At 59.9% G+C, this 24,385-nt stretch carries 25 protein-coding genes and 2 pseudogenes; 11 read left to right on the top strand and 16 right to left on the bottom strand.

The genetic code is table 11. From position 1 onward, the window contains the following. Positions 1-5: 5 nt before the first annotated feature. The gene (locus PJW05_RS16395; protein ID WP_271408057.1) at positions 6-1,157 is read left to right on the top strand and encodes a site-specific integrase; all 1,152 of its coding nucleotides are present in this window, start codon (positions 6-8) and stop codon (positions 1,155-1,157) included. Here the strand turns inward: PJW05_RS16395 and PJW05_RS16390 are convergent. The 8 genes and pseudogenes from PJW05_RS16390 to PJW05_RS16355 form a co-directional block, all read right to left on the bottom strand. Next, positions 1,123-1,407: a pyocin activator PrtN family protein gene (locus tag PJW05_RS16390; protein WP_271408056.1), complete on the bottom strand. Its 285-nt coding sequence runs from the start codon at positions 1,405-1,407 to the stop codon at positions 1,123-1,125. The two genes, PJW05_RS16395 and PJW05_RS16390, sit on opposite strands and share 35 nt — an antisense overlap. A 171-nt stretch (positions 1,408-1,578) precedes the next feature. Beyond that, complete coding sequence (locus tag PJW05_RS16385; RefSeq protein ID WP_271408055.1) at positions 1,579-1,875, bottom strand: helix-turn-helix domain-containing protein; 297 nt, start codon at positions 1,873-1,875, stop codon at positions 1,579-1,581. Between the two features lie 327 nt (positions 1,876-2,202). Beyond that, a protein-coding gene (locus PJW05_RS16380) for an IS3 family transposase (RefSeq protein WP_271408054.1) occupies positions 2,203-3,359 on the bottom strand; the annotation gives its coding sequence in 2 pieces (ribosomal slippage) (positions 2,203-3,110 and positions 3,110-3,359; 1,158 coding nt in all). A gap of 595 nt (positions 3,360-3,954) precedes the next feature. Continuing rightward, positions 3,955-4,116 (bottom strand): type II toxin-antitoxin system MqsA family antitoxin, encoded by a 162-nt coding sequence (locus tag PJW05_RS16375; RefSeq protein WP_271408053.1) that lies wholly within the window; start codon positions 4,114-4,116, stop codon positions 3,955-3,957. 61 nt (positions 4,117-4,177) lie between these two features. Next, complete coding sequence (locus PJW05_RS16370; protein WP_271408052.1) at positions 4,178-4,579, bottom strand: helix-turn-helix domain-containing protein; 402 nt, start codon at positions 4,577-4,579, stop codon at positions 4,178-4,180. Positions 4,580-4,586: 7 nt separating this feature from the next. After that, positions 4,587-4,871, bottom strand: a complete 285-nt coding sequence (locus PJW05_RS16365; RefSeq protein ID WP_271408051.1) for a type II toxin-antitoxin system HigB family toxin — start codon at positions 4,869-4,871, stop codon at positions 4,587-4,589. A 191-nt stretch (positions 4,872-5,062) separates the two neighbouring features. Further along, positions 5,063-5,579, bottom strand: a pseudogene (locus PJW05_RS16360) (type IV secretory system conjugative DNA transfer family protein); the annotation flags it as partial. A gap of 390 nt (positions 5,580-5,969) precedes the next feature. After that, positions 5,970-7,910 carry an aconitate hydratase gene (locus tag PJW05_RS16355; protein WP_271408050.1) on the bottom strand — a complete coding sequence of 647 codons (1,941 nt, stop codon included), beginning with the start codon at positions 7,908-7,910 and terminating at the stop codon, positions 5,970-5,972. 329 nt (positions 7,911-8,239) lie between these two features. Here PJW05_RS16355 and PJW05_RS16350 point away from each other — a divergent pair. From PJW05_RS16350 to PJW05_RS16340, 3 genes and pseudogenes are all read left to right on the top strand, one after another. Beyond that, positions 8,240-9,043 (top strand): annotated as a pseudogene (locus PJW05_RS16350) (NYN domain-containing protein). A 456-nt stretch (positions 9,044-9,499) separates the two neighbouring features. Further along, positions 9,500-10,456 carry a hypothetical protein gene (locus PJW05_RS16345; protein WP_271408049.1) on the top strand — a complete coding sequence of 319 codons (957 nt, stop codon included), beginning with the start codon at positions 9,500-9,502 and terminating at the stop codon, positions 10,454-10,456. Positions 10,457-10,782: 326 nt separating this feature from the next. Continuing rightward, positions 10,783-11,244 (top strand): hypothetical protein, encoded by a 462-nt coding sequence (locus tag PJW05_RS16340; protein ID WP_271408048.1) that lies wholly within the window; start codon positions 10,783-10,785, stop codon positions 11,242-11,244. 37 nt (positions 11,245-11,281) lie between these two features. Here the strand turns inward: PJW05_RS16340 and PJW05_RS16335 are convergent, their stop codons facing one another. Together PJW05_RS16335 and PJW05_RS16330 are read right to left on the bottom strand one after the other, a co-directional pair. Continuing rightward, complete coding sequence (locus tag PJW05_RS16335) at positions 11,282-11,524, bottom strand: hypothetical protein (RefSeq protein WP_271408047.1); 243 nt, start codon at positions 11,522-11,524, stop codon at positions 11,282-11,284. A gap of 158 nt (positions 11,525-11,682) precedes the next feature. Continuing rightward, entirely contained in the window at positions 11,683-11,925 is a 243-nt protein-coding gene (locus tag PJW05_RS16330; protein ID WP_271408046.1) for a hypothetical protein, read from the bottom strand. Between the two features lie 645 nt (positions 11,926-12,570). Between PJW05_RS16330 and PJW05_RS16320 the strand changes: the two genes are divergently transcribed. Next, the gene (locus PJW05_RS16320; protein WP_271408044.1) at positions 12,571-13,941 is read left to right on the top strand and encodes an IS1182 family transposase; all 1,371 of its coding nucleotides are present in this window, start codon (positions 12,571-12,573) and stop codon (positions 13,939-13,941) included. An 842-nt stretch (positions 13,942-14,783) separates the two neighbouring features. Here PJW05_RS16320 and PJW05_RS26630 read toward each other — a convergent pair. The 3 genes from PJW05_RS26630 to PJW05_RS16305 all read right to left on the bottom strand — a co-directional run bounded on the left by PJW05_RS26630 (position 14,784) and on the right by PJW05_RS16305 (position 16,940). Beyond that, on the bottom strand, positions 14,784-15,161 hold the full coding sequence (locus PJW05_RS26630) for a hypothetical protein (protein WP_333908708.1): 378 nt from the start codon (positions 15,159-15,161) through the stop codon (positions 14,784-14,786). Between the two features lie 128 nt (positions 15,162-15,289). Further along, positions 15,290-15,652, bottom strand: coding sequence for a MerR family DNA-binding protein (locus tag PJW05_RS16310; protein WP_271412240.1), 363 nt, complete (start codon positions 15,650-15,652; stop codon positions 15,290-15,292). A 65-nt stretch (positions 15,653-15,717) separates the two neighbouring features. Then, a protein-coding gene (locus PJW05_RS16305) for an IS3 family transposase (RefSeq protein ID WP_271408042.1) occupies positions 15,718-16,940 on the bottom strand; the annotation gives its coding sequence in 2 pieces (ribosomal slippage) (positions 15,718-16,595 and positions 16,595-16,940; 1,224 coding nt in all). A gap of 154 nt (positions 16,941-17,094) precedes the next feature. Here PJW05_RS16305 and PJW05_RS16300 point away from each other — a divergent pair. Together PJW05_RS16300 and PJW05_RS16295 are read left to right on the top strand one after the other, a co-directional pair. After that, the gene (locus PJW05_RS16300) at positions 17,095-17,442 is read left to right on the top strand and encodes a mercuric transporter MerT family protein (RefSeq protein ID WP_271408041.1); all 348 of its coding nucleotides are present in this window, start codon (positions 17,095-17,097) and stop codon (positions 17,440-17,442) included. 39 nt (positions 17,443-17,481) lie between these two features. Further along, on the top strand, positions 17,482-17,703 hold the full coding sequence (locus tag PJW05_RS16295; protein WP_271408040.1) for a GDCCVxC domain-containing (seleno)protein: 222 nt from the start codon (positions 17,482-17,484) through the stop codon (positions 17,701-17,703). A gap of 186 nt (positions 17,704-17,889) precedes the next feature. Here the strand turns inward: PJW05_RS16295 and PJW05_RS16290 are convergent, their stop codons facing one another. Further along, a complete protein-coding gene (locus PJW05_RS16290) occupies positions 17,890-18,522 on the bottom strand; it encodes a helix-turn-helix domain-containing protein (RefSeq protein WP_271408039.1) in 633 nt (210 codons plus the stop codon). A 161-nt stretch (positions 18,523-18,683) separates the two neighbouring features. Here PJW05_RS16290 and PJW05_RS16285 point away from each other — a divergent pair, with 161 nt between their 5' ends. Beyond that, positions 18,684-20,054 carry an IS1182 family transposase gene (locus PJW05_RS16285; protein ID WP_271412239.1) on the top strand — a complete coding sequence of 457 codons (1,371 nt, stop codon included), beginning with the start codon at positions 18,684-18,686 and terminating at the stop codon, positions 20,052-20,054. A gap of 282 nt (positions 20,055-20,336) precedes the next feature. Here PJW05_RS16285 and PJW05_RS16280 read toward each other — a convergent pair whose 3' ends face one another. Beyond that, positions 20,337-21,308 carry a LysR substrate-binding domain-containing protein gene (locus PJW05_RS16280; RefSeq protein ID WP_271412238.1) on the bottom strand — a complete coding sequence of 324 codons (972 nt, stop codon included), beginning with the start codon at positions 21,306-21,308 and terminating at the stop codon, positions 20,337-20,339. Positions 21,309-21,380: 72 nt separating this feature from the next. Here PJW05_RS16280 and PJW05_RS16275 point away from each other — a divergent pair, with 72 nt between their 5' ends. From PJW05_RS16275 to PJW05_RS16265, 3 genes are all read left to right on the top strand, one after another. After that, a complete protein-coding gene (locus PJW05_RS16275; RefSeq protein WP_271408038.1) occupies positions 21,381-21,875 on the top strand; it encodes a nuclear transport factor 2 family protein in 495 nt (164 codons plus the stop codon). A 90-nt stretch (positions 21,876-21,965) separates the two neighbouring features. After that, the gene (locus PJW05_RS16270; RefSeq protein WP_271408037.1) at positions 21,966-22,649 is read left to right on the top strand and encodes a type 1 glutamine amidotransferase domain-containing protein; all 684 of its coding nucleotides are present in this window, start codon (positions 21,966-21,968) and stop codon (positions 22,647-22,649) included. Positions 22,650-22,723: 74 nt separating this feature from the next. Continuing rightward, positions 22,724-23,020 carry a putative quinol monooxygenase gene (locus tag PJW05_RS16265; RefSeq protein ID WP_271408036.1) on the top strand — a complete coding sequence of 99 codons (297 nt, stop codon included), beginning with the start codon at positions 22,724-22,726 and terminating at the stop codon, positions 23,018-23,020. A gap of 41 nt (positions 23,021-23,061) precedes the next feature. Here the strand turns inward: PJW05_RS16265 and PJW05_RS16260 are convergent, their stop codons facing one another. Beyond that, positions 23,062-24,324, bottom strand: coding sequence for an OprD family porin (locus PJW05_RS16260; protein ID WP_271408035.1), 1,263 nt, complete (start codon positions 24,322-24,324; stop codon positions 23,062-23,064). Positions 24,325-24,385: the final 61 nt, after the last annotated feature.

Here is a 24,385-nt window from a genome sequence, read left to right as displayed (position 1 = left end):
ACGACGTGGCAACCATTCGAGCCCGAAAGAGCGCGGACGGATCGCTCCGCTACACCGTACAAATCCGGATCAAGAAGAACGGCGCGCAAGTCTACCAAGAGAGCCAGACATTCTCCCGTAAACAGGCTGCGCAGGCTTGGGCCAAGCGACGAGAGACGGAGCTGAGCGTGCCAGGTGCAGTCGAGCGAGCGAATCGCTCCGGGGTCACTGTCGCGTCCATGATTGAGGCTTACCTCCGGGAGCACGCTAAGGCGCGCCCGATCGGTAAAACGAAGAAAGCGACTCTTGAGGCCATTGCAAAAACCTACCTGGGCGAATGCGAGGATCGCAGTATCACCGCTCAGGTGCTGGTTGATTACGCTCTATGGCGCATGAGTGCTGAGGGTGGCGGGGTTAAGCCTCAGACCATTGGTAATGATCTCGCTCATCTCGGCGCGGTACTGGCTGTCGCTCGCCCTGCTTGGGGGGCCAGCATCGAACCGCACGCGATGGCTGATGCGCGAAAAGTGCTGGCCAAGCTCGGATACAGACTGAAAAGTCGTGAGCGCGACCGCCGGCCTTCGCTTGAGGAGCTCGACCTGATTTTTGCGGAGCTCGAGAAAATCCTCTCGAGTCGGCCAACCTCCATCAATATGTTGAAGGTTGCAGGCTTCGCCATTTTTTCGACACGCCGACAAGAAGAGATCTGCCGTATTCGCTGGGATGACCTAGATGAACCACGGCAAGCGGTGATGGTTCGGGATATGAAGAATCCTGGCGATAAGATCGGCAACAATGTGTGGTGTCACTTGCCTGATGAGGCCTGGACGATCATCAAAAGTATGCCGCGCATATGTGACGAGATCTTCCCATATAACAGTGAGTCGGTATCCACTGCTTGGAGTCGAGCCTGTGAGCGCGCTGGAGTGAAGGATCTTCACTTCCACGACCTTCGACATGACGGAGTCAGTCGACTCTTTGAGATGGGTTGGGACATTCCTCGTGTGGCAAGCGTTTCCGGTCACAGAGATTGGAATTCGTTGCGACGCTATACCCATCTAAACGGGCGTGGTGACCCATATGTAGCGTGGGAATGGCTTCCGAAGCTGTTGGCGTCAAGCGTGAAGTTCGGAGATCGGACGCTTAACGGGCTCTCCCGGCGCGGCGGTCGCCACTGAGTTGATCTCGCTCCCTTACTGCCTCTGATCGCCGGGCATCTAGGTATACTGCTAAATCCTCAAGGTGTACTCCCTTGGCAGACTTTTGGCTCGGCTCCATGCGCACGATGGGGATCTTTAGCGCGCCTCTCAGCGCTTTGCGTTGGAACATCTCGGTGCTGAGATGTGAAAAGTAGTCCTGGCAAACTCGATCAAGTGGGATTATTGCCTGCCCGTCATACTGTGCCATCAGCAAAAACAGTGTTTTCATTGCTCCATGCCATCGCACTATTCCTGTGGGCTCAGGCTATGGAAGCTGTACTTAGTGGCAAACCGCCTGTGTCGCAGAATGGCGTAGAGGAGGGGTGATTCACCTGTCGGCTGGCGACCAGCTCTCCGACAGGTATGCCAGCGAGCAGTACCTCTAAGGTGTTGATGGGTTTCATTGGCGTCCCCGGGTACGTCCTACTTGTTTGATTTCTTCAAGCGAGACAGGGTGCTCATGCTTGAACAGTTCAGCGAGTTGGCGTGTGGCGCCAAGTGCCGTGGCGATGAGCACCAGGGCATCGAGGGTGACCTGCCCCTTGGACTCGAACCGCTTGATTGTCGACTCGGAAACACCCGCCATCTGCGCCAAGGACTTACGGGAGAGGTTCTGTGCGAGTCGAGCCTCCCGGGCGTTGGCACCGATCTTCTGGGCCAGTTCGCCAGGGGCGAGCAGGGAATGGGTCAGGGCCAAGGTTAATCCTCTTATAGCGGGTCATTTATGGTCCATTGTACGCCTTTAAGCGGAATAATGGTCCAAATATGAGCCTTTAATATATGGCCGTGCTTCGACTAAGCCAGGGTCAGAATAGTGCCAGCAGGCCTCGATAGGCGCTGATTTCGCGCCAAGTGGGGCGTCGTCCCGCAAAGCGCGTGCGAGCATCGCCGCAACGTCAAGCGATCGCGGCAAACCGTAGACTATGCGGCTGATCGCGATGCCTGGCTTGCCACAGGTCGTAGTCCTCAGGAACAAGTTCGTCCCGTGTCGGTGGGCATTAGGTAGCTGGTGGTCTGTGGGGTTCTACCCCATTTCCACGGACGGTTTGAAAAGGGCTGAAAACTTCAGATCTTGCCGGGCGACTCTACGACGCATTCGTGGGTTATGAAACCGCTCGATGTAGTCGAATAAATCCGCCCGAGCTTCATCACGAGTTCGATACGATTGATGGGCAACGCGCTCCCGTTTGAGCTGACCGAAGAAGCCTTCACAGGCAGCGTTGTCGCCGCAATGCCCGACGGCACTCATGCTGCAGACCAGCGTGTTGCGATTCAGAAAGCGCTGGTAGTCAGCACTGGTGAATTGGCTACCGCGATCCGAATGTAGGATCACCGACCAGTCACCTTGGCGCTGCCAGATCGCCATCTCCACCGCTCGAATCACCATCTGCCGATCCTGACGGTGATGCATCGACCAACCGATCACCAACTTGCTGTACAGGTCGAGCACCACGCATAGGAAGAGCTTGCCTTCCAGTGTGGCTATCTCCGTGATATCCGTGACCCACTTGCGCTCCGGTTCCTGCACGGTGAAATCGCGCTCCAGCAGGTTTTTCACGCCTGCTGGACGGCCGCTGGCGACTCTTCCAAAGCCACGTCTCTTACGGCGGGGCCAGCCTTGAATGCGCTCAGCGGCCATCAGGCGAGCAACGCGGTTCAGGCTGACGATTTCGCCCTCGTCGAGCAGATCCTCGTGCATCCGTGGCGCTCCGATCACTCCACGGCTGTCCTCGTGGATCTCCCGAATACGCCTCACCAGGCGCGCATTCTCTTGAGCACGTGGGCTTGGCTCGCGATCCTGCCAGGCGTAATAGCCACTGGCAGAAACCTTCAGACAACGGCACATCAGTCGTACCGGGTACTCGTTGCGGCAGCGCTGGATCACCGTGTACCGCTCGATGACTCCTTGGCAAAGTACGCTGCCGCGTCTCTTAAAAAATCACGTTCCTTGGTTACTCGGGCCAACTCGCGCTTGAGGCGGGCAAGCTCCTCATCCCGCGGACTTCCCGTTCCAGGGAAGGCTTTCTCTGCGCTTGGTTGTGCCTCCCGAACCCAGCGTGTGAGCAGGTTGGGAGCAACACCAATCTCCAGGGCCACCTGTCGGCAGCTCGCCCCTGAACGACGAACCAGCTCGATGGCTTCCCGCTTGAATTCGGGGCTGTATTTCTTGCGCTTGGACATGAACACTCCTTTAGCTCGACGTGAGCTTACTCGAAAGTGTCCGTGCTAACGGGGTAGAACCCCCTCCCCGGAACTACATAAGTCGGACTATGACAGAGGCCTGGGGTTTGCCTTGACCTTGGTCTTGGCGCGAATCAAGGCGCTGCAGTGAATGAACCAGCCTCACTGGTCGGGAAGAAAACTCACGGCTTTCTGCGGTTCGGCCAACCGTCGCAGATTAGACGTTGACCCATTTCCGAAGCACAGACAGGGTGAAGATACAGCGAGCGACCGGAGCCTGGCGCATCAAACCCATCGTAGCGAACCGCCGAGTGATCAATTGATTCGCAGCAGTTGAAGCAGGTCAGATGCTCAGGCTCCTGATTCGGGTGGAGACCTTCCTTGTAGTGCGAATGAAATGTCACAGCGTATTCCTGTTAATTGCCCGGTTGCCGGAACCTACCTGAGCTGACGTCGAAGCGCCACTCCCTCCCAGGTGACCCCCGGAATGGAGCTCATTGACGGGTGGACTATGCGCAGCCGTGACATTCCAAGGTGGTGTGAGTCACATCGGATTCATGCTCGCGCCACTGGCGGCGCGTCGTCCTGCAAGCCGCTATTCAGCGGCACGTGCGATGTTTTCGACAGGCCCTTCACGACAGGCGGCACACCAATCGGCCTCCACATTCGGGATGACGGCTGTCACACCCTCGTGCGTGTAGGGCTTATCGCGGAAGTCATGGACCAGGCCGGCCTGGTCGCAGACTGGGCATTTCATCGTCAGAGCTACTCGCAGGACACGATGGGCAGGTCTTGCGCCAGGATGAACAGGTCTGAGGTCAGAAAAACACGTCGGCAGGAACCTTGAATCGCTCCGCCAGCGCACGGATGTGGCGGACGTTGAGTTGGCGTTTGCCGTTGAGGATTTCCGATACAACGGACTGGGCACCGATCTCGGGCAGGTCGCTCTGAGTAAGGTTGTGCTCGCTCATCAGATAGCGCAGCACCTCGTGCCCCGGGGCCTCGGGAATGGCGTAGTGGTGAGCATCGTAGGCGGCGATCAAATCACCCATTTGCGAAGCCAGTGCGGAGAGGGGGTGATTCTCGATGCCAGCAACCTCGTCGAGCAGCTCGTCGAGCGCTTCGACCAGGGCGTCGTAATCCGCCTCGTTTTGCGGAGGCGTGAGCAGCGGGGCAACGTAACGCCAGTGTGCTACCGCCTGCTTGAGGAGTGCGCTCATATGCACCTCATTTCCATTGGTTGCGGTCGTACTCTTTGTGATCGAGCACGGCACGGATGAAGACCTTCTTGAACTGGTAATCCACGACAGCAATGAGTCGCAGCTTGTTGCCACCGATGTCGAACACATGCTTGTCCGCCACTTTGTCCACGCTGGGGAAGGTCTGCTTCATGTCGGCAAAGTCCCTCGGCTCCAGCTTGCTCATCAGGCGGTACCAAGCGTCCAGGGCGGTGGCTGCATGCGGCCACTTTTCCTTGGCTTCCCAGATGCGTTTCTGCGTGATGATGTGCATTCCGTGTCCGTATAGCAATTTGCGATACGAATGGTATCGGTCTTGGGGGAATATAGCAAGTTGCTATTTTGTGCCGGTGCCGTGCATCTGCTGCCAGGCCTTTGTCGCCGCTCGTTTCGCGCAGGCCTTGCTCGCATACAGGTGAGGCAGGCGCATCGGTCAGACCTGGTCGCCTTCGCTGATCTGCTTCTGCTCGCCGGTCTTAGCGTCGCGGTGGGCACCACCAGGCCGACGCCCTTGCCCGAGCGCGTCGGCGCAAACGCCAACACGTGCTCCGGACCTTCATGGCGCAGGTACTGCTCCTCGAACAGGCCAAGGAATACGCCAGCCGGCCGCGTTAGCCCGGCCTGGCGTACCTCATCCGTATCGGCCTAGCGCGCCGACCCGTAGGTCGTGACCTGCCGAGCCTGGCGTGCGCGCCAGATGGCCATGCCGATGGCCACCATCAATGCCAGCAGGCTGCTGCACGCAGCGATGCTGCCGCCAAGGTTGAAAACCTCCGGCGCGTAGGCATCGAAGAAGAACCGCCATTCGAACAGGCGCCAGGGGTAATAGATCGGCGTGCCCAGCAACTCGAGCCAGGGCGCCCCCCAAGCGTGCCTGATAGCCTAGCGCGGCTGCCGTCCACTGCGTGGCACCCCATATCCCGGAAAGGGTAATGGCCAACACCACCAGCACCTGGCCGTACAGCACCGTCGTCGCCTGCATCCCTGAACCCAACCTCTCCGACAAAGCACTCGGCACGCCGATGTGCCGCGGGCGAGAGGGTCGGCATTGGTGGGGAAGGGGTCAAAGACCGTTTCGAGGGCGATTAAGAGCGGTGTGGCAACAGTTCTGACTGCGGCATCTGGTGGAGAGGGTCATAGGAGCACGGTGTACATGACCGGCAGATGTCGATTTTTAGTTCCCGTTGCATCAGGCAGAAAGCGGCCCATAGCTGCCGTAATCGAGAGGCCGCCCTGACTGCTACCGCTGTGTCCCCTTGCCGCTCTGCGGCGGTAGCTCGGGACACCGACAGCCACTTGCCTAGCTCTCACTGTCGGGTGAGGCGTGCTGCATGAACAGGATCAGCAACCACCCGCAGTTGCACTGCAGGTGTCATGCATTATCCGAATTGCTGTGCATATTGATGATGCTCCCTAACAGAATCATGTGTACCTGCCTCGCTGTCATGGCATGGCGCAAGGTGAGGGTGCTCCCGCGGGTAGTGTTAACCACCGAGACGAGCTCCCCTTGCTGAATCTCCTCCCGGATGCTCGGAAAGCTGAGCTGATCGCCGGACTGGATAAGCTCATAGTCGGCATCCTTTTCGAAGGTCAGTGGCACGATGCCGAAGTTGCACAGGTTCTGCCAGTGGATACGCGCGAAGCCCTTGGCCAGCACGGCGCGCACGCCGAGATAGCGAGGTGCGAGGGCGGCGTGTTCGCGACTCGAGCCTTGGCCATAGTTGTCGCCACCGACGATGAAGGACGCGCTGCCTTTCAGATTTATAGCCCGGTCGTAGTAGTTCGAGTCGAGCTGGTAGAAGGTGAACCGGGAAATCTCCGGAATATTGCTGCGCAGCGGCAGTACCTTGGCGCCCGCCGGCATGATTTCGTCGGTGGAGACGTTGTCGCCGGTCTTGATCAGCACCGGACCGGATAGGCTGTCCGGCAGCGGGTCGAATTCGGGCAAGGAGGCGATGTTAGGGCCCTTGATCAGGGCGACCAGCCTGCCATCTTCGGCAGGCGGTGTGAGTGATTCGGTATTGAGGATGTAGTGCTCGGGCTCCTTGAAACGTGGGTAGGGGAAGCTGAGGGTGCGTGGGTCGCTGATCACCCCGGTGATGGCCGAGGCGGCAGCGGTTTCGGGGCTGCACAGGTAGACCTTGTCTTCTCGCGTGCCCGAGCGTCCGGGAAAATTGCGCGGCATGGTGCGCAAGCTGATGCTCTCAGTGGCTGGAGCCTCGCCCATGCCGATACAGCCACCGCAGCCGGCCTGGTGGATGCGTGCGCCGCGATGGATAAGGGTACCCAGATAGCCCAGCGCGGATAGGTTCTCGAGGATTTGCCGCGAGGTCGGGTTGACGTCGAGTGAGACGTCCTCGTGCACACCATGCTGTTCGAGCATCATCGCTACCATGGCGAAGTCGCGCAGGCCTGGGTTGGCCGAAGAACCGACCACGCATTGATGCACCGGCTTGCCGGCTACCTCGCTGACCGGTACCACGTTACCAGGACTGGAGGGGCAGGCGATCAGTGGCTCCAGGCTGGTGAGATCGATCTCCACTTCCTCATCATAGGCGGCGTCTGGGTCGGCGAGCAGCTCGCTCCAGTCCGCTTCGCGGCCACGGGAGGTGAGAAACGCCTTCACCGCACTGTCGGAAGGAAACACGCTGGTTGTCGCTCCGAGCTCCGCCCCCATGTTGGCGATGACATGACGGTCCATGGCGCCCAGACACTCCAAACCGTCGCCGTGGTATTCGAAGATCTTGCCCACACCGCCGCTGACGTCGTAGCGACGCAGCATTTCCAGAATGATGTCCTTGGCACTGACCCAGTCAGGCAGGCGCCCACTCAGGTGGACACCGACGATACGCGGCATCTTTACATAGAAGGGTTCGCCGGCGATGGCCATCGCCACTTCCAACCCGCCGGCGCCAATGGCCAACATGCCCATCGAGCCGGCCGCGCAGGTGTGGCTGTCCGATCCGAGCAGGGTGCGTCCCGGACGGCCGAAGTGCTCCATATGCACTGGGTGGCTCACGCCGTTGCCCGGCCGGCTGAACCAAATGCCGAAGCGTCGGCAGGCGCTCTGCAGGAACAGATGGTCGTCGGCATTCTTGAAGTCGGTCTGCAGTAGGTTGTGGTCGACGTACTGCACCGAAACTTCTGTCTTGGTGCGCTCAAGGCCCATTGCCTCAAGTTCGAGCATCACCATGGTGCCGGTGGCGTCCTGGGTGAGAGCCTGATCGATCTTCAATGCGATCAACTCGCCCTCGCGCATCGTGCCCTCGAGCAGATGCGATGCGATCAGCTTCTGGGTGACGTTCTTCGGCATGGTGGCCTCCCAGGTGAGCACTACCTGTTTACATGAGACACCTATGCGGGGGGCCGGTAAACCGCCAAGTCGGAGGCAAGGTTCTTTCCAGGCTTACGAAATAGATTTTTATAAAAATGTAGGTATCAGTCAGCCGCCTTCTAGGCGGCCACGGTTATATGCGGTGGTGTCGCGGGTCCGTAACGCGCTGATTTCCTGCAGGCATTTGCGGGGCGCTAACTTCTCGATCAGCGGTCGGTCGGAAAAAGGCTAAGTGTCGCATGGTCGGGATTGTCTGCCCGTGGAGGTGCTGCGCTTCCTGGCGGACTACTCCAATCACCAGCGGCAACTTGGGCGTATTCACTCCCGCCGGAGAAACACGTGTCGCGGTCCTGGTCGATTGCGACAACGTAACTCCCATGATTCTGGAACGCGCGCTGCGTGTCGTTGCCCAGTTTGGGCGTGTGGTAATCCGCAGGGGATATGGAAACCACGGAACGCTGGCCAACAAATAGCAGGAAGCTCTGGTGCGCTTGGCCTTCACGCCATGTCTCCAGTACCAGTACGCAGCGGGCAAGAACACTTCGGATATCGCGCTGGCGCTCGATGCCCTGGAAGCACTTTTCGATCATCGGGTGGACACCTTCTGCTTGGTCACCAGCGACTCGGACTTTACCTACCTCTGCCGTAAGCTTCGTGAGCGGGGCGCCACGGTCTGCATTGTCGGTGAGTCCAAGACACCTGCCGCACTTCGGAATGCAAGCGATCAGTTCTTCGAGCGGAGTCGTGATGAGCACGCCGAAGAGCCCGCAGAGCAGTCCGAGAAACCTACCGCCAAGCCGGACGCCGGTCCGAAGACCGAACCTGCCAAGCCTGATCCCGCAAAGCCTGCGGTCAAACGCAGACCGCGGTTCGTTGTAGATGCAGTGTCCTTGCTCGCCGCTAGGACCAGCGAGGGCAAGGTCACCCTCAGCGCCCTAGGGCAATACCTCAAGCGAACTGATCCTGCATTTTCTCCCAGCGCATACGGTCACTCGGGCCTGCTCGACATGATCAAGACCTACGACCTGCTGCAGCTTGTTCAGGAAAGCGGTGGGCACTGGAGCGTGAGCCTGGCCGCACGCGAAGAAGCCATTCCCGAAGTGATCAACTGATCCGCAGCTTGCAAAAAGGGGGGCCACGCCCCCTTGGCTCAGCCAACCGCATGGGTTGGCCGATTCATCGAAGTATAAGCCACCTTTAAGCACTGACATGCCGGCAGGATCGGGCTAAGCCTGAGCCGTGACCGTTTTGCGACGTCTGGCGCCGACCGAAATGAAACTCATCCAAAGAGCTCTGGTACGGCCAACTGGTGCTCCTTTTTGGGTGCTATTCCACGAGGTGCGGCTGCAAGCGCCGATGTTCGGTCGTTGAATCTCGCTGAGACGGGACTAGCCTCACTGCGTGGGATTTTTTCCCACATAAACTGCTGACTGGTTTTGAAGGATGGTGCGGAACCGCAGTTGCTACATCAGGCTGCAAGTAATGGCCGTGCTGGTTGGCTGGCCGCTCCCAACGGGCGACTAGGTATGGACTGGTTGGCGTTCCCCTGTGTGGATGAGGATCACATCATGAACAGCCGATTGGAGTTACCTGCCTCAGAGACAGCTTTCCCCGCAAAGAAGCCTGACCTGATGAGGGCTGGATTGCTGGCGTTTGCAGCATTGTCATCGGGCTTGATGGGCCAGCAGGCTTATGCCGCTAAAGATGCGGGTTGCGAGGGGGGCGGATTTACCGTCGAGCTTCCGGGCGGGCCTGTTAGCGGACTCACCGAAACGACAGTTCCCGCGAGCGGTTTGGGCACCAGTTTCACGGTTCGAGGAAAGTTTGTAGTTTTTGAAGTGGATTCGGCCACGCTGGGCGTTCGCAACTACACCCTGACTGGAGCGCCCAATCCGCAGGATATGACGGGCGGCGTCCCGACCACGATTTTCGCCAGCAAGACCCCGGATCTCCAGGGCGTGACGCTGAACGGGAATCTGACTCTGGAGATCGAAGGTACCGACGTACTGCTGTCTAGAAATGGTCCGGGCGTGGGCATGAAAATCCAGGCGAAGGATTGCGCTCAAGGCGGCATCTTCCAGATGGAGCCTGAACGCGCCGATGGCCTGACTACGGACTTCACCCATGTGCTGGCTGATGGGGTGTTCTACTTCGACAACCCCAACTTCAGGAATCCGCCTGCTCTACCGCTCTGCACGCCGCCCAACTTTACCCCGCAGTGCTTCCCGGTGCCGGTGACGCCACGGGGCAACTTTGCCAATGATGTATCGGCCAAGTTTGTTGGGCGGGACAGTCCCCAGGTTGCCACCCGCGTCAGTCAGTTCGGCGGAGTCTCGGTTTGGCGGGTAGCCAGTGGCGGGCGAATGGGCGGTGTCCTGGGCGAAGATTCGGTGGAGGTGGCCCCTCCAGCGACCAACTGCACCCACAAGTGTCAGGCTCAGAACCGTGTACGCGGCCGGTTCCCGGTGCTTGGTTTCCCGTTCCCGGTGCCGCAGGAGAGTCGACTGACACCGCGTTTGCCGTGAGGCTTTAACCACGGCGTTGGACCGTTTTTCGGTGACAAAAAGAGGCCGTCACGGCTGCGAGCATTCACTTCAGGGAGGGGTGAAGTTTCCGTGACGGCCTTAGCGATACTGAACTGGCCGCAACGGACACGTTGCCAGAGTGCCAAAGATAGAGGTGTGTCCGTCGCGACCAATTGTCCTCTCTCTAGGACAGCTTTTAGATTAGCTGACAGATATACATGCGAATGTGTAGGTGATGGGTGGGCTGACTGGTACACCCGGCAACGAGCAAGACTCTGGCCGCCTGATATCCTCCCTGTACTTCCACCCGAGTAAAGGGCCTGCCCATGTCAGATTCGATGTTCGATGGGATTGTTCGCCGCATGGCTCGAAAGTTGGCTCAGCGGCACATTGATCGTGCTCTGGATGCACAGCAGAACGGCGGCTTGTTCAACTTCGAGGAATGTAGAACCGAGGTCAAGACGAGCTTCTGGGCGAAGAAGAATAGGTTCGCTGTGTTTGATCAGGCTTACTACGGCGAGTGGTACTGGCTGGGCTCCGATGATGCCCTGAAGGGCTGGCGTCGATTCGATCGTGTCGACGGCTACCAGGATGGATGGCGGGCTCAGGTTTTGTCTCTTGCGTACAACGGGTGGGTGAATGCTCGGATCATCGAGCAGTTTGGCTGGATAGATGAGGTAGTGGGGCAGCAGTACGTCAACTGCAAAGGGCACCTCGATAAGCTGAACTGGCAGGCAGCTCCGCGAGACGAGAAATGCGGGACAAATTGGCGACAGGAGACGTCCTAGGTCGAAACTCGCGGCCGATTTATGCCAGGCCGAGTTGTTAGGCCAGTCGGGCGGCAGGGCTTGGCAGTAGGGCCAAACGGTTATTGCCGCTATCTCCAAGAAAACTATGGTACTCGGCGAGTGCGGCAGACTCCGTCGCACAGAGGCATTCGAACTCCATTACCTGATCGTCTGACCACGGCACGATTGCCTCTTCCAGGAATGCGACCATAGCGATATGTGCCGCTGCGACATGCAAGGACAAGCGGCGCAGTTCCGCCAATGCGAGGGAGTTGTCCACTGTACGCTCCTGGTGCGCCTGACTTGCGCTACCCATAGTTAATGCACTAGTCCGTTTCGGGCGGCTTCGCGACGTCAAACGTCAAATTACGACTTAAGTCTGATCCGCCACTTTCCCGAACCCGGAACAAGGGATCGATACGGGAGTGCTGTCGCGAGTCAGTGCTTGGTTCGAGCCCTCAGCACGAGGGTGATGGTGCCTTCTGTGCTGGATGAGACATAGGCATCCAGTTCCGGGTATAGATCCGCTGCCCGCTCCACCAGCGTCTCCCCCGCAAGTTGAATCCGCTCACGGGTAGGTTTTTTAAGCCTGATGCTCTCTTTCGCAATGCGGCCGGCATCGAGACTGGTGGCGGCGCGTTCCACCATTTCATCCAGCAGGATCAAGGTTTCTTTATCCATGGATGTGTCCTTGAAGGTGAGTGTCTTTTGTCGACGTCGGACCACCTACGTCTATTCCCTGCAAACCGACTCGTACGAGCCAAGACAATGCTGTCGTGATCTATGCAAGCGGTGCGCCGGATCAATGAGGAATGCGGAAAGCTCAAAGGAGAGCGTCCATGACGGTTAGTCAATTCGGCGTTCGGCGCCATGGTTAGTCCAGGTAATAGCGAAATGCGGACCGTCGATAACGGGCGCGGCTTTCACTTCGCCTCGCCGACGCAGGTTGAATGTTTGGAGGAAAGCGGGAGTTGAGGCCCGAGAGTGCGCGAGTGCCCACCCCAACTCTGGGGACAGACCACTTCCCAGTGCCAGCTTCGGGCGAACTCTGCGTTAGCGGCGGTCGCTTAAAGGAAGCAATTTGCAGGCGGAAGAGAATGAAGCAGCCAGAGAAGGTGGCTACGGTTCAACGAGCGAGCATGGACCGAGAAGCCCGAAGAAATAATAGTGGCGTGAGTTGGGCGAACTGGGCGGCAGAATTGCCTGCTCGTGCCACAGATTGGACATAAATCGACCGTCTGATTCTGGCCGATTCTGTTGAAAAAGTAGCTGCCGCCCCATGCCGCCGGCAAAATCACTCGCTCAGTGAGCGTGGGGGCAGGCAGTATGATGGGACGGTTACCGGGAGGACAGGCACGCCTGTTCTACTCGTTCAATCTGGAAGAGCACGTCCCGCCCCAACACCTCCTGCGCAGCATCGATCAGTGCCTGGATCTCAGCGACCTACGTGCTCACTTGGCCGACTTCTACAGCCCCATCGGACGCCCCTCGATTGATCCGGAGTTGATGGTGCGCATGCTGGTCGTTGGCTACTGCTACGGCATCCGTTCCGAGCGACGGTTGTGCGAAGAGGTGCATCTGAACCTGGCCTACCGCTGGTTCTGCCGGCTGGGTCTGGAGGACGAAGTACCCAATCACTCGACCTTCTCGAAGAATCGCCACGGCCGCTTCCGTGACAGCGGCCTGTTCCGCTGGTTGTTCAATGAAGTGCTGCGGCGCTGCATGGCGGCCGGCCTGGTCAAGGGTGAAGGCTTCGCCGTCGACGCCAGCATCATCAAGGCGGATGCCAGCCGGCAACGTGGGGTGGCGGGAGATGAGGTGGACTGGCGTGATCCGGCGCTCAGTACCCGCGCCGTGCGCGAGTACCTCGAAGCCCTCGATGAGGAAGTGCTGGCCGAAGCTCTGCCCAAGAAAATTTCGCTCACCGATCCGCAGGCGAGGTGGACCGCCGCGCCAGGTGGCCCGGCTTACTTTGCCTACGCTACCAACTACCTGATCGACACCCAGCACGGCGTGATCCTGAATGTGGAAGCCACCCCGGCGCATCGGACCGTCGAAGTCGAGTCGACCAGGACGATGGTGGAGCGCGTCGAAGCGCAGTTCGACCTCACACCGGAACGCCTGATCGGCGATACCGCCTATGGCACGGCCCCGATGCTGGCCTGGATGGTCGAGGAGAAGGACATCGAGCCGCATGTGCCGGTGTGGGACAAGACCGAGTGCAAGGACGACAGCCTCTCCAGCAACGACTTTCACTGGAATCAGGAGGCCAATGAATACCGTTGCCCAACCGGCAAACCACTACGCAGTGAATGGCGCGCCTTCACCCAACAGAGAACACGGGTGACCAAGGCCAACACCATCATCTACCGCTCCAGCCAAGCCGACTGCGCCACCTGCCCACTGAAAGCGAAGTGCTGTCCCAGCACGCCGAACCGCAAGATCGTTCGCAGCATCCATGAAGCTGCCCGCGACGTAGCGCGACGCATCGCCAAGACACCGGAATACCTCGTCTCTCGTTGCGTACGGAAGAAGGTGGGGATGCTTTTCGCCCACCTCAAACGCATCATGAAACTCGACCGTTTACGACTGCGTGGCCTGACAGGTGCTGCTGACGAATTCACCTTGGCCGCGACGGTGCAAAACCTGCGACGCATGGCCAAGCTCATGCCTCACGGGCCACCGATCACGGGATAGGTGCGCCTGCGGCGAGCAGAAACCCTCGAAATAACCCGCAAACCTGAGCCCGGATGCTCAGTGAAAGACCGAAAGACAACTTGGAGTGGTTTGCAGCCACTTCGAAAGCTGACACACCTGGCCGGCTGGCTGCCGCAGAACCGCCTTTTTCAACAGAATCGGCCACAAGCGGCCGTTCAGAGCAGAGAAAATAGAACTGTACCCTTTCTTCATTCAGAGCGACTGGTCGCGAGAGGCAGCAATGGGGCGGTTCAGTCCGCCCAATGCTGCGCACAACGATGCCGGGCCCAGTGCTACCTGGTACCGCCCTCCTTGAACTGGAACGCTTCGAGAATCACCCAATGCTGGGGAATATCCCCCACAGAAACGGGGGCTTCACTTTCGGACTGCGCAGGTGAACGCCTCGGTACCTCCTCCCAAAGCCATTCTGTCCTGGGGTAGCGCCGGTGGTATGGCAGTTGCTTAGTTCCCGGTACCTGGCCGGCGGAGCTTCGGTCGCCTGGAAGGCCTGCTTGGATTGCAAATCAGTGCCTTTTCAGGTGTCCGTCCCGCCGGCGGTGCGGTCGGTGACATCAATGCATACCGCAGCCAGCTGGATGATTTGTCACGGCCGTCCTGGTTACGTCCTGTCAGTCCCACCCGGTGGAGAGGCCCTGGTCGAGATATCGATCTGAGATAGAGACACTTCTCCTCATATGGACACGAATCTCGTGCTGGTTGTCGCATAGCTCGCCCCAAGCCTGGGGGCGTATCGAGACGAACCGAAACGGAGATTAACCATGCTTGTAAAACAATGCTTGTTGGCGCTGGCAATCGGTGGCGCCTTATCCGCAGCAACCGTGCTAGTGCCCGACTCCATTTCGAGCTTCTCCAGTGTGTATGCCAAGGACGGTGGTAGTGGGGGTGGGGGTGGGGGTGGGGGTGGCCACGGTGGAGGTGGTGGCCATGGAGGAAATGGCAGCGGCGGTGGCCATAGCGGTGATGGTGGTGGCCACGACGGTTCGAGCCATGGCGGGGATGGCGCGGGGCGCGGTAGCGACAGTGGTCACGGCGGCGCGCACAGCGGGCGTGGCGACGATCACGGTGCTAGTCATGAGGCAGGTGGACCACATGGTGTGGGGCATAGTGCCGACGATGGCCCAGGGCATGACGTAGGCGAAGCCCACGGCGTGGGTCATGGAGCCGATGATGGGGCCGACCATGATGTCGGCGATGATCACGGCGGGCGGGCGACGGGCGAGCCCGGAGATGATCGCGGCGGTGCCTGAGCGGCGCCCGTCACCCCGGGAACCTCTGAAGCTTTCCGGGGTTCCGGGGGGCTTCCGGCCACCTTGCCTAATACTTGCAATCAATCCTGGTCCAGCAGATCGATGATCGGGCAGCGCGTATCACTGGTATTTGCATCACACTCGTGAATCAGCTCATTCAGGGCTTGATGCATCGCTGTCAGGACGGCCAGTTTCGCTTCGATGAACTGTACCTTGCGAACAGCCAGGGACCGAACCTCCGGACAACAGCTACCGTCGGCCAACTGGAGGAGCCCCCTGATTTCTGCCAGGGTGAACCCCAGTGCCTGGGCTCGCTTGATGAAGAGCAGCCGTTTGACATGGTCTGGCGCATAGCGCCGCTGACCACCCAGCGCTTTGATTGGTTGTTCCAAGAGGCCCTGACGCTGGTAGTAGCGGACTGTTTCAACCCCAACATCTGCCATCGCCGCCAACTGGCCAATACTCAGCCGCTGGACTTGCCCCTATCAAACCGGACACCGGCACCCCGTTAAGTTGATGCCTCAGCCAAGCGCCTGAACTCGCGAGGCGAGCGGTAGTTCAGTGCGCTGTGCGGATGTTCCTCGTTGTAATGCTCGAAGGCGATGGCCAGGTTGCGCAGGGCCGTCGCCCGATCGGGCTTGGGCATGTGGCGGATGTAGTCGCGCTTCATTGTCTTCACGAAGCTCTCCGCCATGCCGTTGCTCTGCGGGCTGCACACCGGGGTTGTCAGGGGCAGCAAACCGATCTGTCGGGCAAAGGCCCGGGTCTGTTCGGCGGTATAGGCCGAGCCGTTATCGCTCAGCCATTGCACCGGCGACGCCGGCAGCTCGCTACCGAAGCGTTGCTCGATGGCTTCCAGCATCACGTCGCGGACATCGTCGCCACTGTAGCCGTTTGGGCTGGCTACCCAACTGATGGCCTCGCGGTCGCAGCAGTCCAAGGCGAAGGTCACGCGCAGTTTTTCGCCGTCCTCGCAGCGGAACTCGAATCCATCCGAACACCAGCGGGTGTTGCTCGTGTCCACGGCAACACGACCTTCGTGACGCCGCGCTACACCCGGCTGTTTACGCCGCCGCTCTAGCAACAGATCGTGGTCACGCATGACGCGGTAAACCCGCTTCACATTGACCGGTGGCTGGGCCTGCTGCTCATGCTGCCGACGCAACAGACCCCAGACCCGGCGATAGCCGTAGCTGGGCAACGTGCCGACGGCCTGCTTGATCTGCTCGACCAGGGCCGCATCGTTGAGCGTCCGGCGACGACGCGGCTGCAGCCCCGGAACAGGCTGTTTGAGTCGAGCCGTCAATTGCGAGCGCGCCACACCGAGACTCTCACTGACCGCTTTCACTGGTCGTCCCCCGGCAACAAGGGTGAGTGCGCAATCCATTTTCGCGAGCGGGCGATCTCCACCGCTTCCTTGAGTATCTCGGCTTCCATGGTTTTCTTGCCCAGCATCCGTTGCAGTTCGCGGATCTGCTTAAGGGCATCGGCCAGCTCGGAAGCAGGCACCACCGCTTCACCGGCACTGACCGCCGACAGGCTGCCGTCCTGGTAGAGCTTGCGCCAATGGAACAGCTGGTTGGGATTGATGCCGTTGCGCCGGGCCACCACCGAGACACTTTGTCCGGGCTCCAGGCTCTCGCGCACCATAGCCAGTTTCTCCTCGACGCTCCAGCGGCGCCGCCGCTCCTGGCCGAGCACTTCGATGGTCTTGTCTTTGCTGGTAGTCATAAACACAGTCGTTTGCCTATCCCTTATGGTAAGGGGGAAACGGTGTCCTGTGTTTCAAGGGGCTCGTTCAGCCGCTCAGTCATAACAGCCTCTTGAATCCGTACCTGGATACAGGATTTAGAGTAGATAGGTCCGTAATCGCCAGACAATTGCCATGGTTGTCATCACGGTTACCCGCGCGTTGCTTGCCAGCCTGCTGGCCGGGATGGGAGCCTCGGTGTGCTGCTATGCGCCAGTCGTATTTATGGCGTTGGGAGTGGGCAGCAGTGCCTGGGCGCTGAGCTTGGCCCAGGTTTCGCCTTATCGTCCCTTGCTGGTCGGTTTGACCTTGCTCTCCCTCGGCTTCGCGCTCACTCGCCTCTATTTGGTGCCGCCCTACGTGGTGAACGGGGCAGCGGTCCAACGCCGCGCACTGGCACGGCAACGGCGCTGGTTCTGGTGGACGGCAACCCTTGTGCTCGGCTCGCTGGCAGCGCCTTGGTTGGCGCTGCTGCTTCGCTAATTATGGAGCTTCTTCGCGCTCGCAGCGAGAGAGGTCGTAATGCCTGACATCAGGCTCGAATCAGTCCTCAAGTGCCCGGTCTGCGGCTTCAGCGTGCGGGTGACGATGCCCACCGACGCGTGCGTATACTTCTATGAATGCAACCAGTGCGGGGCACTTCTACGGCCCAAGCCCGGCGATTGCTGTGTCTTTTGCTCCTATGGGTCCGAGAAATGTCCGCCACGCCAGCAGCGACGGTGCTACGGCCCGCAGAGCCGCTAGAGAACATGGTCTGACGAGCCGCACCGCGTTGGCCTGCTGCCAAAGAACTTCAGCGCGTGAAAGGTCCGCTCCTGGCCGATTCTGTTGAAAAACTCGAACCCGAGCAGCGTTGCTCTGCGCTTGCTTTGATGCTGGCCTGATCCGCTGACTCGGATTGATCTGCGCAAACAGACGAGCCGAATCAGGTCATTCGATGGAGCCATGAAGGGCCCAGATGTATCCGAATGGATCAACCAGGACGCCAAGTTCCATTCCGTCTTCGGATTGATGCGTGAGTTGGTCACCTAACCTTTGAGATGCCCCGAGCTGAATCGCCCGGTTCATGACGCCACGGACATCGTCGACCAGAATCGGGATCAGAGTGCTAACACCGCCCAGTCGCCCGGGGCTGTTTGCCCAGCCGTGCCGAGGAGTTGTTTCGACTCGGGGATTGACCGAGATGACGCGGAAAACGCCGTTGCCTATTCGAATATCGACCGACGGAGGACGAGACGGCTCGATAGAAGTCCAACGCTGAAGAACCTCCGCACCGAATCCATTAACGTAGAAGTCTAGGGCTGCTACTGAATTGGGGACGAAGATGCATAGGCCTACCCAATATCCTTGAGTTGCTGGTGCACTCGCTGCGATCAGGTCACTTGGAGTCAGATCGAACGCAGAGGCCAGGGCCATTTTCGATTCGGTGGAGCAGACTCCACTGCGCTCTATACGTTGAATGGTGCGAACACTGAGGCCTGAAATGGCGGCCAATTCATCCTGCGACCAAAAACGCTGCTGACGAAGCTGCTTGACTCTGGCTGTGTCGAATGTTGGTTGCATCCCTGACCTCCTTGTTATTCGGTACCGAAAGGATCGCATAAGACTCTCGTCGAGAGGACGTCAGGCACACGACAGGGGCAATAGCCCGGCGGCCATGGATTTGGCTTCCCTCTCAATCCGCAGGCAGAATCGGCGAGTCGCTGGACATGAGGGCAGGCAGCATGATGGGGCAGTTACCGGGTGGGCAGCAGCGCCTGTTCTACTCGTTCAATCTGGAAGAGCACGTCCCGCCCCAACACCTCCTGCGCAGCATCGACCGGTGCCTGGACCTCAGCGATCTGCGCGTCCACTTGGCTGACTTCTACAGCCCCATTGGGCGACCGTCGATTGATCCGGAGTTGATGGTGCGCATGCTGGTGGTCGGCTACTGCTACGGCATCCGTTCCGAGCGGCGGCTATGCGAAGAGGTGCATCTGAACCTGGCCTACCGCTGGTTCTGCCGGCTGGGCCTGGAGGACGAAGTGCCCAATCACTCGACCTTCTCGAAGAATCGTCACGGCCGCTTCCGTGACAGCGGCCTGTTCCGCTGGTTGTTCGATGAGGTGCTCCGGCGCTGCATGGCCGCTGGGCTGGTCAAAGGTGAAGGCTTCGCCGTCGACGCCAGCATCATCAAGGCGGATGCCAGCCGGCAACGCGGGGTGGCGGGCGATGAGGTCGATTGGCGCGATTCGGCGCTCAGCACCCGCGCCGTGCGCGAGTACCTCGAAGCCCTCGATGAGGAAGTGCTGGCCGAGGCCCTGCCCAAGAAGATTTCGCTCACCGATCCGCAGGCGCGGTGGACCGCCGCGCCAGGCGGCCCAGCCTTTTTTGCCTACGCCACCAACTACCTGATCGACACCGCGCACGGTGTGATCCTGGATGTGGAAGCCACGCCGGCGCATCGGACCGCCGAGGTCGAGTCGACCAGGACGATGGTGGAGCGCGTCGAAGCCCACTTCGACCTCACGCCGGAACGCCTCATCGGCGATACCGCCTATGGCACGGCCCCGATGCTGGCCTGGATGGTCGAGGAGAAGGACATCGAGCCGCACGTGCCGGTGTGGGACAAGACCGAGCGGAAGGACGACAGCCTCTCCAGCAACGACTTTCACTGGAGTCAAGAGGCCAATGAATACCGCTGCCCCATCGGCAAACCGCTACGCAGTGAATGGCGCACCTTCACCCAACCAAGATCGCGGGTGACCAAGGCCAACACCATCATCTACCGCTCCAGCCAAACCGACTGCGCTACCTGTCCGCTGAAAGCCAAGTGCTGCCCCAATACGCCGAATCGGAAGATCGTCCGCAGTATCCATGAGGCTGCTCGCGACGTGGTGCGACGCATCGCCAAGACGCCGGAGTACCTCCGCTCCCGCTGCGAGCGCAAGAAGGTGGAGATGCTGTTCGCCCACCTCAAACGGATCATGAAACTCGACCGTTTACGCCTGCGTGGTCTGACTGGTGCTACTGACGAATTCACCTTGGCGGCAACCGTGCAGAACCCGCGTCGCATGGCCAAGCTTTTGCCCCAAGGGCCACCGCTCACGGGATAGGTACGCCTGCTGCGAGCAGAATCCCTCGAAATAACCTTCAAACCTGAGCCGGGACGCTCAGTGAAACGCCGAAAGGCAACTTGAAGTGGCTTGCAGCCACTTCGAAAGCAGGTGCACCTGGCTGAGCAGCTGCCGCAGAACTGCCTTTTTTCAACAGAATCGGCCGGTTACTGCCGTTCAGGGTGGGGCAGTCTCCGGCCAAAAAAGCGGACCGCTAGGTACGTAATGCTGCGCGTCGACAGGAAAGAGCCTTCGTGATTCGCACGTCAAGTTCATCGCTCTCTAAAGCCGAGAGTCAGTTAAGAAACAGGCATCCTCATCCCCTCGCAGTGCATAGCCTTCGTAGAGGTTCTCGAAGTCGAGTTCTGCAAAGCTGCTTCCCAGGAAGTTGAGCAGTGTCCTGACGGAATGCGGCAGCCCTCGGCGTGTCGGGAAGAGAGCGTGGACAACACCGCCCTTCGGTTTCCAATCGTCCAGCACAGGGCGCAACACGCCGTTGCGAATGTCCTTGAACACCACCAGCTTGGGTAGTTGGACGATTCCACCGCCCTCGAGGGCGACGCGGCGTAAGGTGATCATGTCATCTGTAACCAGGCGCGGCGTATGACGCACGGTCGCCTGGATGCCGCTTCGGTCCTCCATGTTCCACAGGTATTGCCGCGTGCTGGGACCCATGTCCAGGCTCGGGAAGAGCGCGAGGTCCGCAAGGGTACGAGCGGGGCCGATACGTTCGATCAAGGCGGGACTGGCAACCAGTTCCTGCGGGCTCGCTGATAGATGCTTCATGGTCAGCCCGCTGTCCTCGAATGGCGGGAAGCCGACTCGCAGCACGATGTCGAAGCCCTCACGCAAGGGGTCAACCAGGCGATTGGTGCTTTCCAGATGCACCTCTACTTCCGGGTAGTGATCCATGAAGCGTGCCAGCATGCCGGCCACCAGAAAATTGAGCAGGGCGGTGGGGCAGGCGAGGCGCACAAGCCCACGTGGTGCCGCCTGGTTGGTGTCGATCACCGCTTGTGCCGCCTGTGCGCCTTCCAGCATCGTCAGGCAGTGCTGGTAGTAGGTCATACCCAGTTCGGTTACCGCGAACTGACGGGTGGAGCGGTTGATCAGACGCACTCCGAGGCGCTCTTCGAGTCTGGCCAGGTGGCGACTGAGTTTCGACTTGGGCACACCCAACGCGCGACTGGCCGCGCCGATACCCTGTTGGTCGACAACTTGGGTGAAGTAGTAAAGCTCGTTCAGGTCATACATCGCGCGGTGTTCCATTTTTGAAATGGTCATTTCTGATCCGACGCCTACCGGATTAGCCGGCCGGTGGCTAAGGTGCAAGCCATCGTTACGGGCGCCCGGCGTCCTCAAACTGATCATTGGTGGGGTCTGGAAAAAGTGAAGTCTGCATTGGCGGTAGCACAACGATTTTTTGCTAGCTATCGGGCCCACGATTTGACGGAAATGCTGGCCTGCTTTGCCCCGGAGGGTCGGATCAATTATGTGCCGATTGCGCTGGAGGGGCTCGCGGAAGAGGCCGGTCGCTCCATCTGGTCGACCCTGATCGAAGTGTTTCCCGATCTTTCCAACGAGGTCACTGTGACCTATCCCTGCGCTGACGGCCGCACCGTGATCCTCGAAGTGACCATTAGCGGCACGCAATCCCGTGATGCGTTTGGTATCCGAAACAAGGGGCGTCAGTTCCATTTGCCCCATGTATTCATTGTTCGGATCGACGATCACCAGCGGATCAGTCAGATGACGGCCTACTGGGACAATGCCGCCTGGTTCTCCGCTCTCGGCCGAACCAGCTTGGTCGAGACGCCCTGAGGCCGACCCGCCCTGTACCGCTTCCTGACGGATGGGTCTCCCTGAGCTGGACCGGGCCTGTCCTTCCACAACGCAGCAATGAGGTGTGACATGAGCAAGAAGATGCTGGTGGTGCTGACCAGTTTCCCCAAATACCCAAACCTCGCACGGGCCACAGGCCTTTGGCTGGGTGAGGCCGTTCACTTCGTGAAGAAGGTCGAGGCAGCCGGCTACCAGGTCGACTACGTCAGCCCGAAGGGCGGTTACACGCCTATCGACCCCCACAGCTTGGCAATGGCAGAGGATGTCGACTGGGAGTGGTACCTGGACAAGGACTTCATGAACCGCCTGGGCTCCACCTTGAAGCCCAGCGAGGTCAACCCCGATGACTACGCGGTGATCTACTACGCCGGTGGTCACGGCGTGGTCTGGGACTTCCCTGACAATGAAGAGCTGCAGACCCTGAGTCGTCGCATCTACGAGAGCGGCGGCATCGTCTCCTCGGTTTGTCACGGTGCGGTTGGGCTGTTGAACATTGAGCTCTCCGACGGCTCGCTGCTGATCAAGGGCAAGGAAGTCACGGGTTTCTCCAACGCCGAAGAGAAGCTCGCGGAGCTGGATAAGTACGTGCCTTACCTGACGGAAGACGAAATGGTTAAACGCGGGGCGATCTACAAGAAGGCCGCCGAACCTTGGCTGCCGTTCGCGGTGGCGGATCAGCGGGTCATCACTGGCCAGAACCCGGCGTCTGGCGGTCCGGTCGCGGAGCTGGTTCTGAAGGCACTCGCCGGCTGATAGCGGTCCCCGTGAACGCCCCCGCGCCGCCACGCACGGCCGGGGGCGTTCGCTTTTTCCGGAGAATCTTTCCAATGTCCGTTCCAATGTATGTGATGGCGCACTTCAGGGTCAGGCCAGAGGCCGTCGATGAGATGCTGGGGCTACTGCGCGAACTCAGCACGCTGACGCGCGGCGAACCGGGTTGCCTCGAATACGCCTACTACCAGTCCACGGATGATGCGCTGGAGTTCTGCTCGTTCGAAGTCTGGAAAACAGCTGGCGACGAGGCCGCGCACTGGCAGATGGAGCACCTGCAGGAAGCCCTGAAGAAGGCTGAGCCGCTGCTGCAGTCCGTGCCGCGCATCGTCCGCTCGTCCCGCGTCAGCTGACTGCCCCGCGTGGGCGGGACTGACCCGCCCATGCCCCGGGGTTACCAGAGGGGCAGCGTGTAACTGAGGATCAGACGGTTATCGTCCAGATCGTTGCTGAAGTGACGAGTGCGTACCGTGGCGTTGCGCCATTTAACGCCGAGGTTTTTCAGCGCTCCGCTCTGGAACACATAGGCGATATCCGTGTTGCGCTCCCATTCCTTGCCATTCGCTTTGCCTGCGCCCAGCTCGATACCGTCGCCTGTGAGGTAACGGGTCATGAAGGTCAGTCCTGGTATCCCCATGGCGGCGAAATCGTAGTCGTAGCGCAGCTGCCAGGAACGCTCGTCACGGTTGGCGAAGTCGCCGAACTGGACGTAGTTGAACAGGAACGGGTCGCTGCCGGCGATGTACGCATAGCCCGTGTCTCCCGCCATGCGCTGGTAGGCGACGCCGAGAGAATGGGCGGCGAAGCGGTAGGTCAGCATGGCGCCATAGGCGTCGTTGTCGACATTGCTGCTGCCTGCGTCGTTGGCTCTAGCCGCGCGCAATTCGGTACGCAGCGATTGTTGCGGCGAGAGCGCAAGGCTGTGAGTGAGGTTGAGGATGTGCTGACGGTAGAGGTCTTCCAGCTCGCCGTAGTGGTAAGCAGTCGCCAACTGGCTGCTCCACTGGTAGGTGAGGCCGGCAAAGTTGAAAGCGTCGCTCGTCTTGCTGCTCTTCACGCCAATGCCCCCGGCGCTGCCATTGCTGACCGTCATGTCCTCGTAGTCCGAGGAATTGCGCTGGTTGACCTGGGTGAGCCGTCCGGCGTCCAGGGTCAGACCGTCGATTTCCTGCGAGCTCAGGTGGCCACCGCGAAAGGTCTGGGGAAGCAGGCGCCCGTCGTTGTAGGCAACTGACGGCAAGCGCGGCTGAAGGGTTCCCAGCTTCAGCAATGTGCGAGAGACCTTGAGCTTGGCGGTCAGTCCCAGCTCGGCGTATTCGTCCTGGGCGCGGCGGGTTTCCCGGTCTTGCTTTAGCAGTTGGGTGCCGCTGCGTTGCGCACCCGAGTCGAGCTTCACACCGAGCAATCCCAGCGCGTCGACGCCCACGCCGATGCGGCCTTCGCTGAAGCCCGACTCGTAGCGCAGCAGGAAGCCCTGGGCCCACTCTTCGGCTTTTGACTGGGGGGCACCGTGCTGGCGAAAGTCACGGTTCATGTAGAAGTTGCGCAGTTCCAGACTGGCCTTGCTGTCCTTGGCGAAGTCCGCCAGGGAAAGTCCAGGCAAGCCGAAGGCGCCACCGGCCAGAATCAGGCCGGCGGTGAAGGTGTTGCGGTGCATGGTGAATCCTCGGTTTCTTGTTGTTGGGGTAGGGCGGGAATAAAAAGGACGCGGTCCAAAG

Source organism: Pseudomonas sp. Q1-7 (assembly GCF_028010285.1).
Lineage (GTDB): Bacteria > Pseudomonadota > Gammaproteobacteria > Pseudomonadales > Pseudomonadaceae > Metapseudomonas.
This window is presented reverse-complemented; position numbering and strand designations above follow the sequence as displayed.

Excerpts from the sequence above, each read along its gene's own strand:
- PJW05_RS16295 (WP_271408040.1), top strand. The coding sequence starts at position 17,482 with ATGCCTGACATCAGGCTCGAATCAGTCCTCAAGTGCCCGGTCTGCGGC.
- PJW05_RS16330 (WP_271408046.1), bottom strand. The coding sequence starts at position 11,925 with ATGGATAAAGAAACCTTGATCCTGCTGGATGAAATGGTGGAACGCGCC.
- PJW05_RS16270 (WP_271408037.1), top strand. The coding sequence starts at position 21,966 with ATGAGCAAGAAGATGCTGGTGGTGCTGACCAGTTTCCCCAAATACCCA.
- PJW05_RS16260 (WP_271408035.1), bottom strand. The coding sequence starts at position 24,324 with ATGCACCGCAACACCTTCACCGCCGGCCTGATTCTGGCCGGTGGCGCC.
- PJW05_RS16370 (WP_271408052.1), bottom strand. The coding sequence starts at position 4,579 with ATGAGCGCACTCCTCAAGCAGGCGGTAGCACACTGGCGTTACGTTGCC.
- PJW05_RS16345 (WP_271408049.1), top strand. The coding sequence starts at position 9,500 with ATGAACAGCCGATTGGAGTTACCTGCCTCAGAGACAGCTTTCCCCGCA.
- PJW05_RS16285 (WP_271412239.1), top strand. The coding sequence starts at position 18,684 with ATGATGGGGCAGTTACCGGGTGGGCAGCAGCGCCTGTTCTACTCGTTC.
- PJW05_RS16265 (WP_271408036.1), top strand. The coding sequence starts at position 22,724 with ATGTCCGTTCCAATGTATGTGATGGCGCACTTCAGGGTCAGGCCAGAG.
- PJW05_RS16375 (WP_271408053.1), bottom strand. The coding sequence starts at position 4,116 with ATGAAATGCCCAGTCTGCGACCAGGCCGGCCTGGTCCATGACTTCCGC.
- PJW05_RS16390 (WP_271408056.1), bottom strand. The coding sequence starts at position 1,407 with ATGAAAACACTGTTTTTGCTGATGGCACAGTATGACGGGCAGGCAATA.
- PJW05_RS16365 (WP_271408051.1), bottom strand. The coding sequence starts at position 4,871 with ATGCACATCATCACGCAGAAACGCATCTGGGAAGCCAAGGAAAAGTGG.
- PJW05_RS16300 (WP_271408041.1), top strand. The coding sequence starts at position 17,095 with ATGGTTGTCATCACGGTTACCCGCGCGTTGCTTGCCAGCCTGCTGGCC.
- PJW05_RS16310 (WP_271412240.1), bottom strand. The coding sequence starts at position 15,652 with ATGGCAGATGTTGGGGTTGAAACAGTCCGCTACTACCAGCGTCAGGGC.
- PJW05_RS16290 (WP_271408039.1), bottom strand. The coding sequence starts at position 18,522 with ATGCAACCAACATTCGACACAGCCAGAGTCAAGCAGCTTCGTCAGCAG.
- PJW05_RS16340 (WP_271408048.1), top strand. The coding sequence starts at position 10,783 with ATGTCAGATTCGATGTTCGATGGGATTGTTCGCCGCATGGCTCGAAAG.
- PJW05_RS16280 (WP_271412238.1), bottom strand. The coding sequence starts at position 21,308 with ATGTATGACCTGAACGAGCTTTACTACTTCACCCAAGTTGTCGACCAA.
- PJW05_RS16320 (WP_271408044.1), top strand. The coding sequence starts at position 12,571 with ATGATGGGACGGTTACCGGGAGGACAGGCACGCCTGTTCTACTCGTTC.
- PJW05_RS16355 (WP_271408050.1), bottom strand. The coding sequence starts at position 7,910 with ATGCCGAAGAACGTCACCCAGAAGCTGATCGCATCGCATCTGCTCGAG.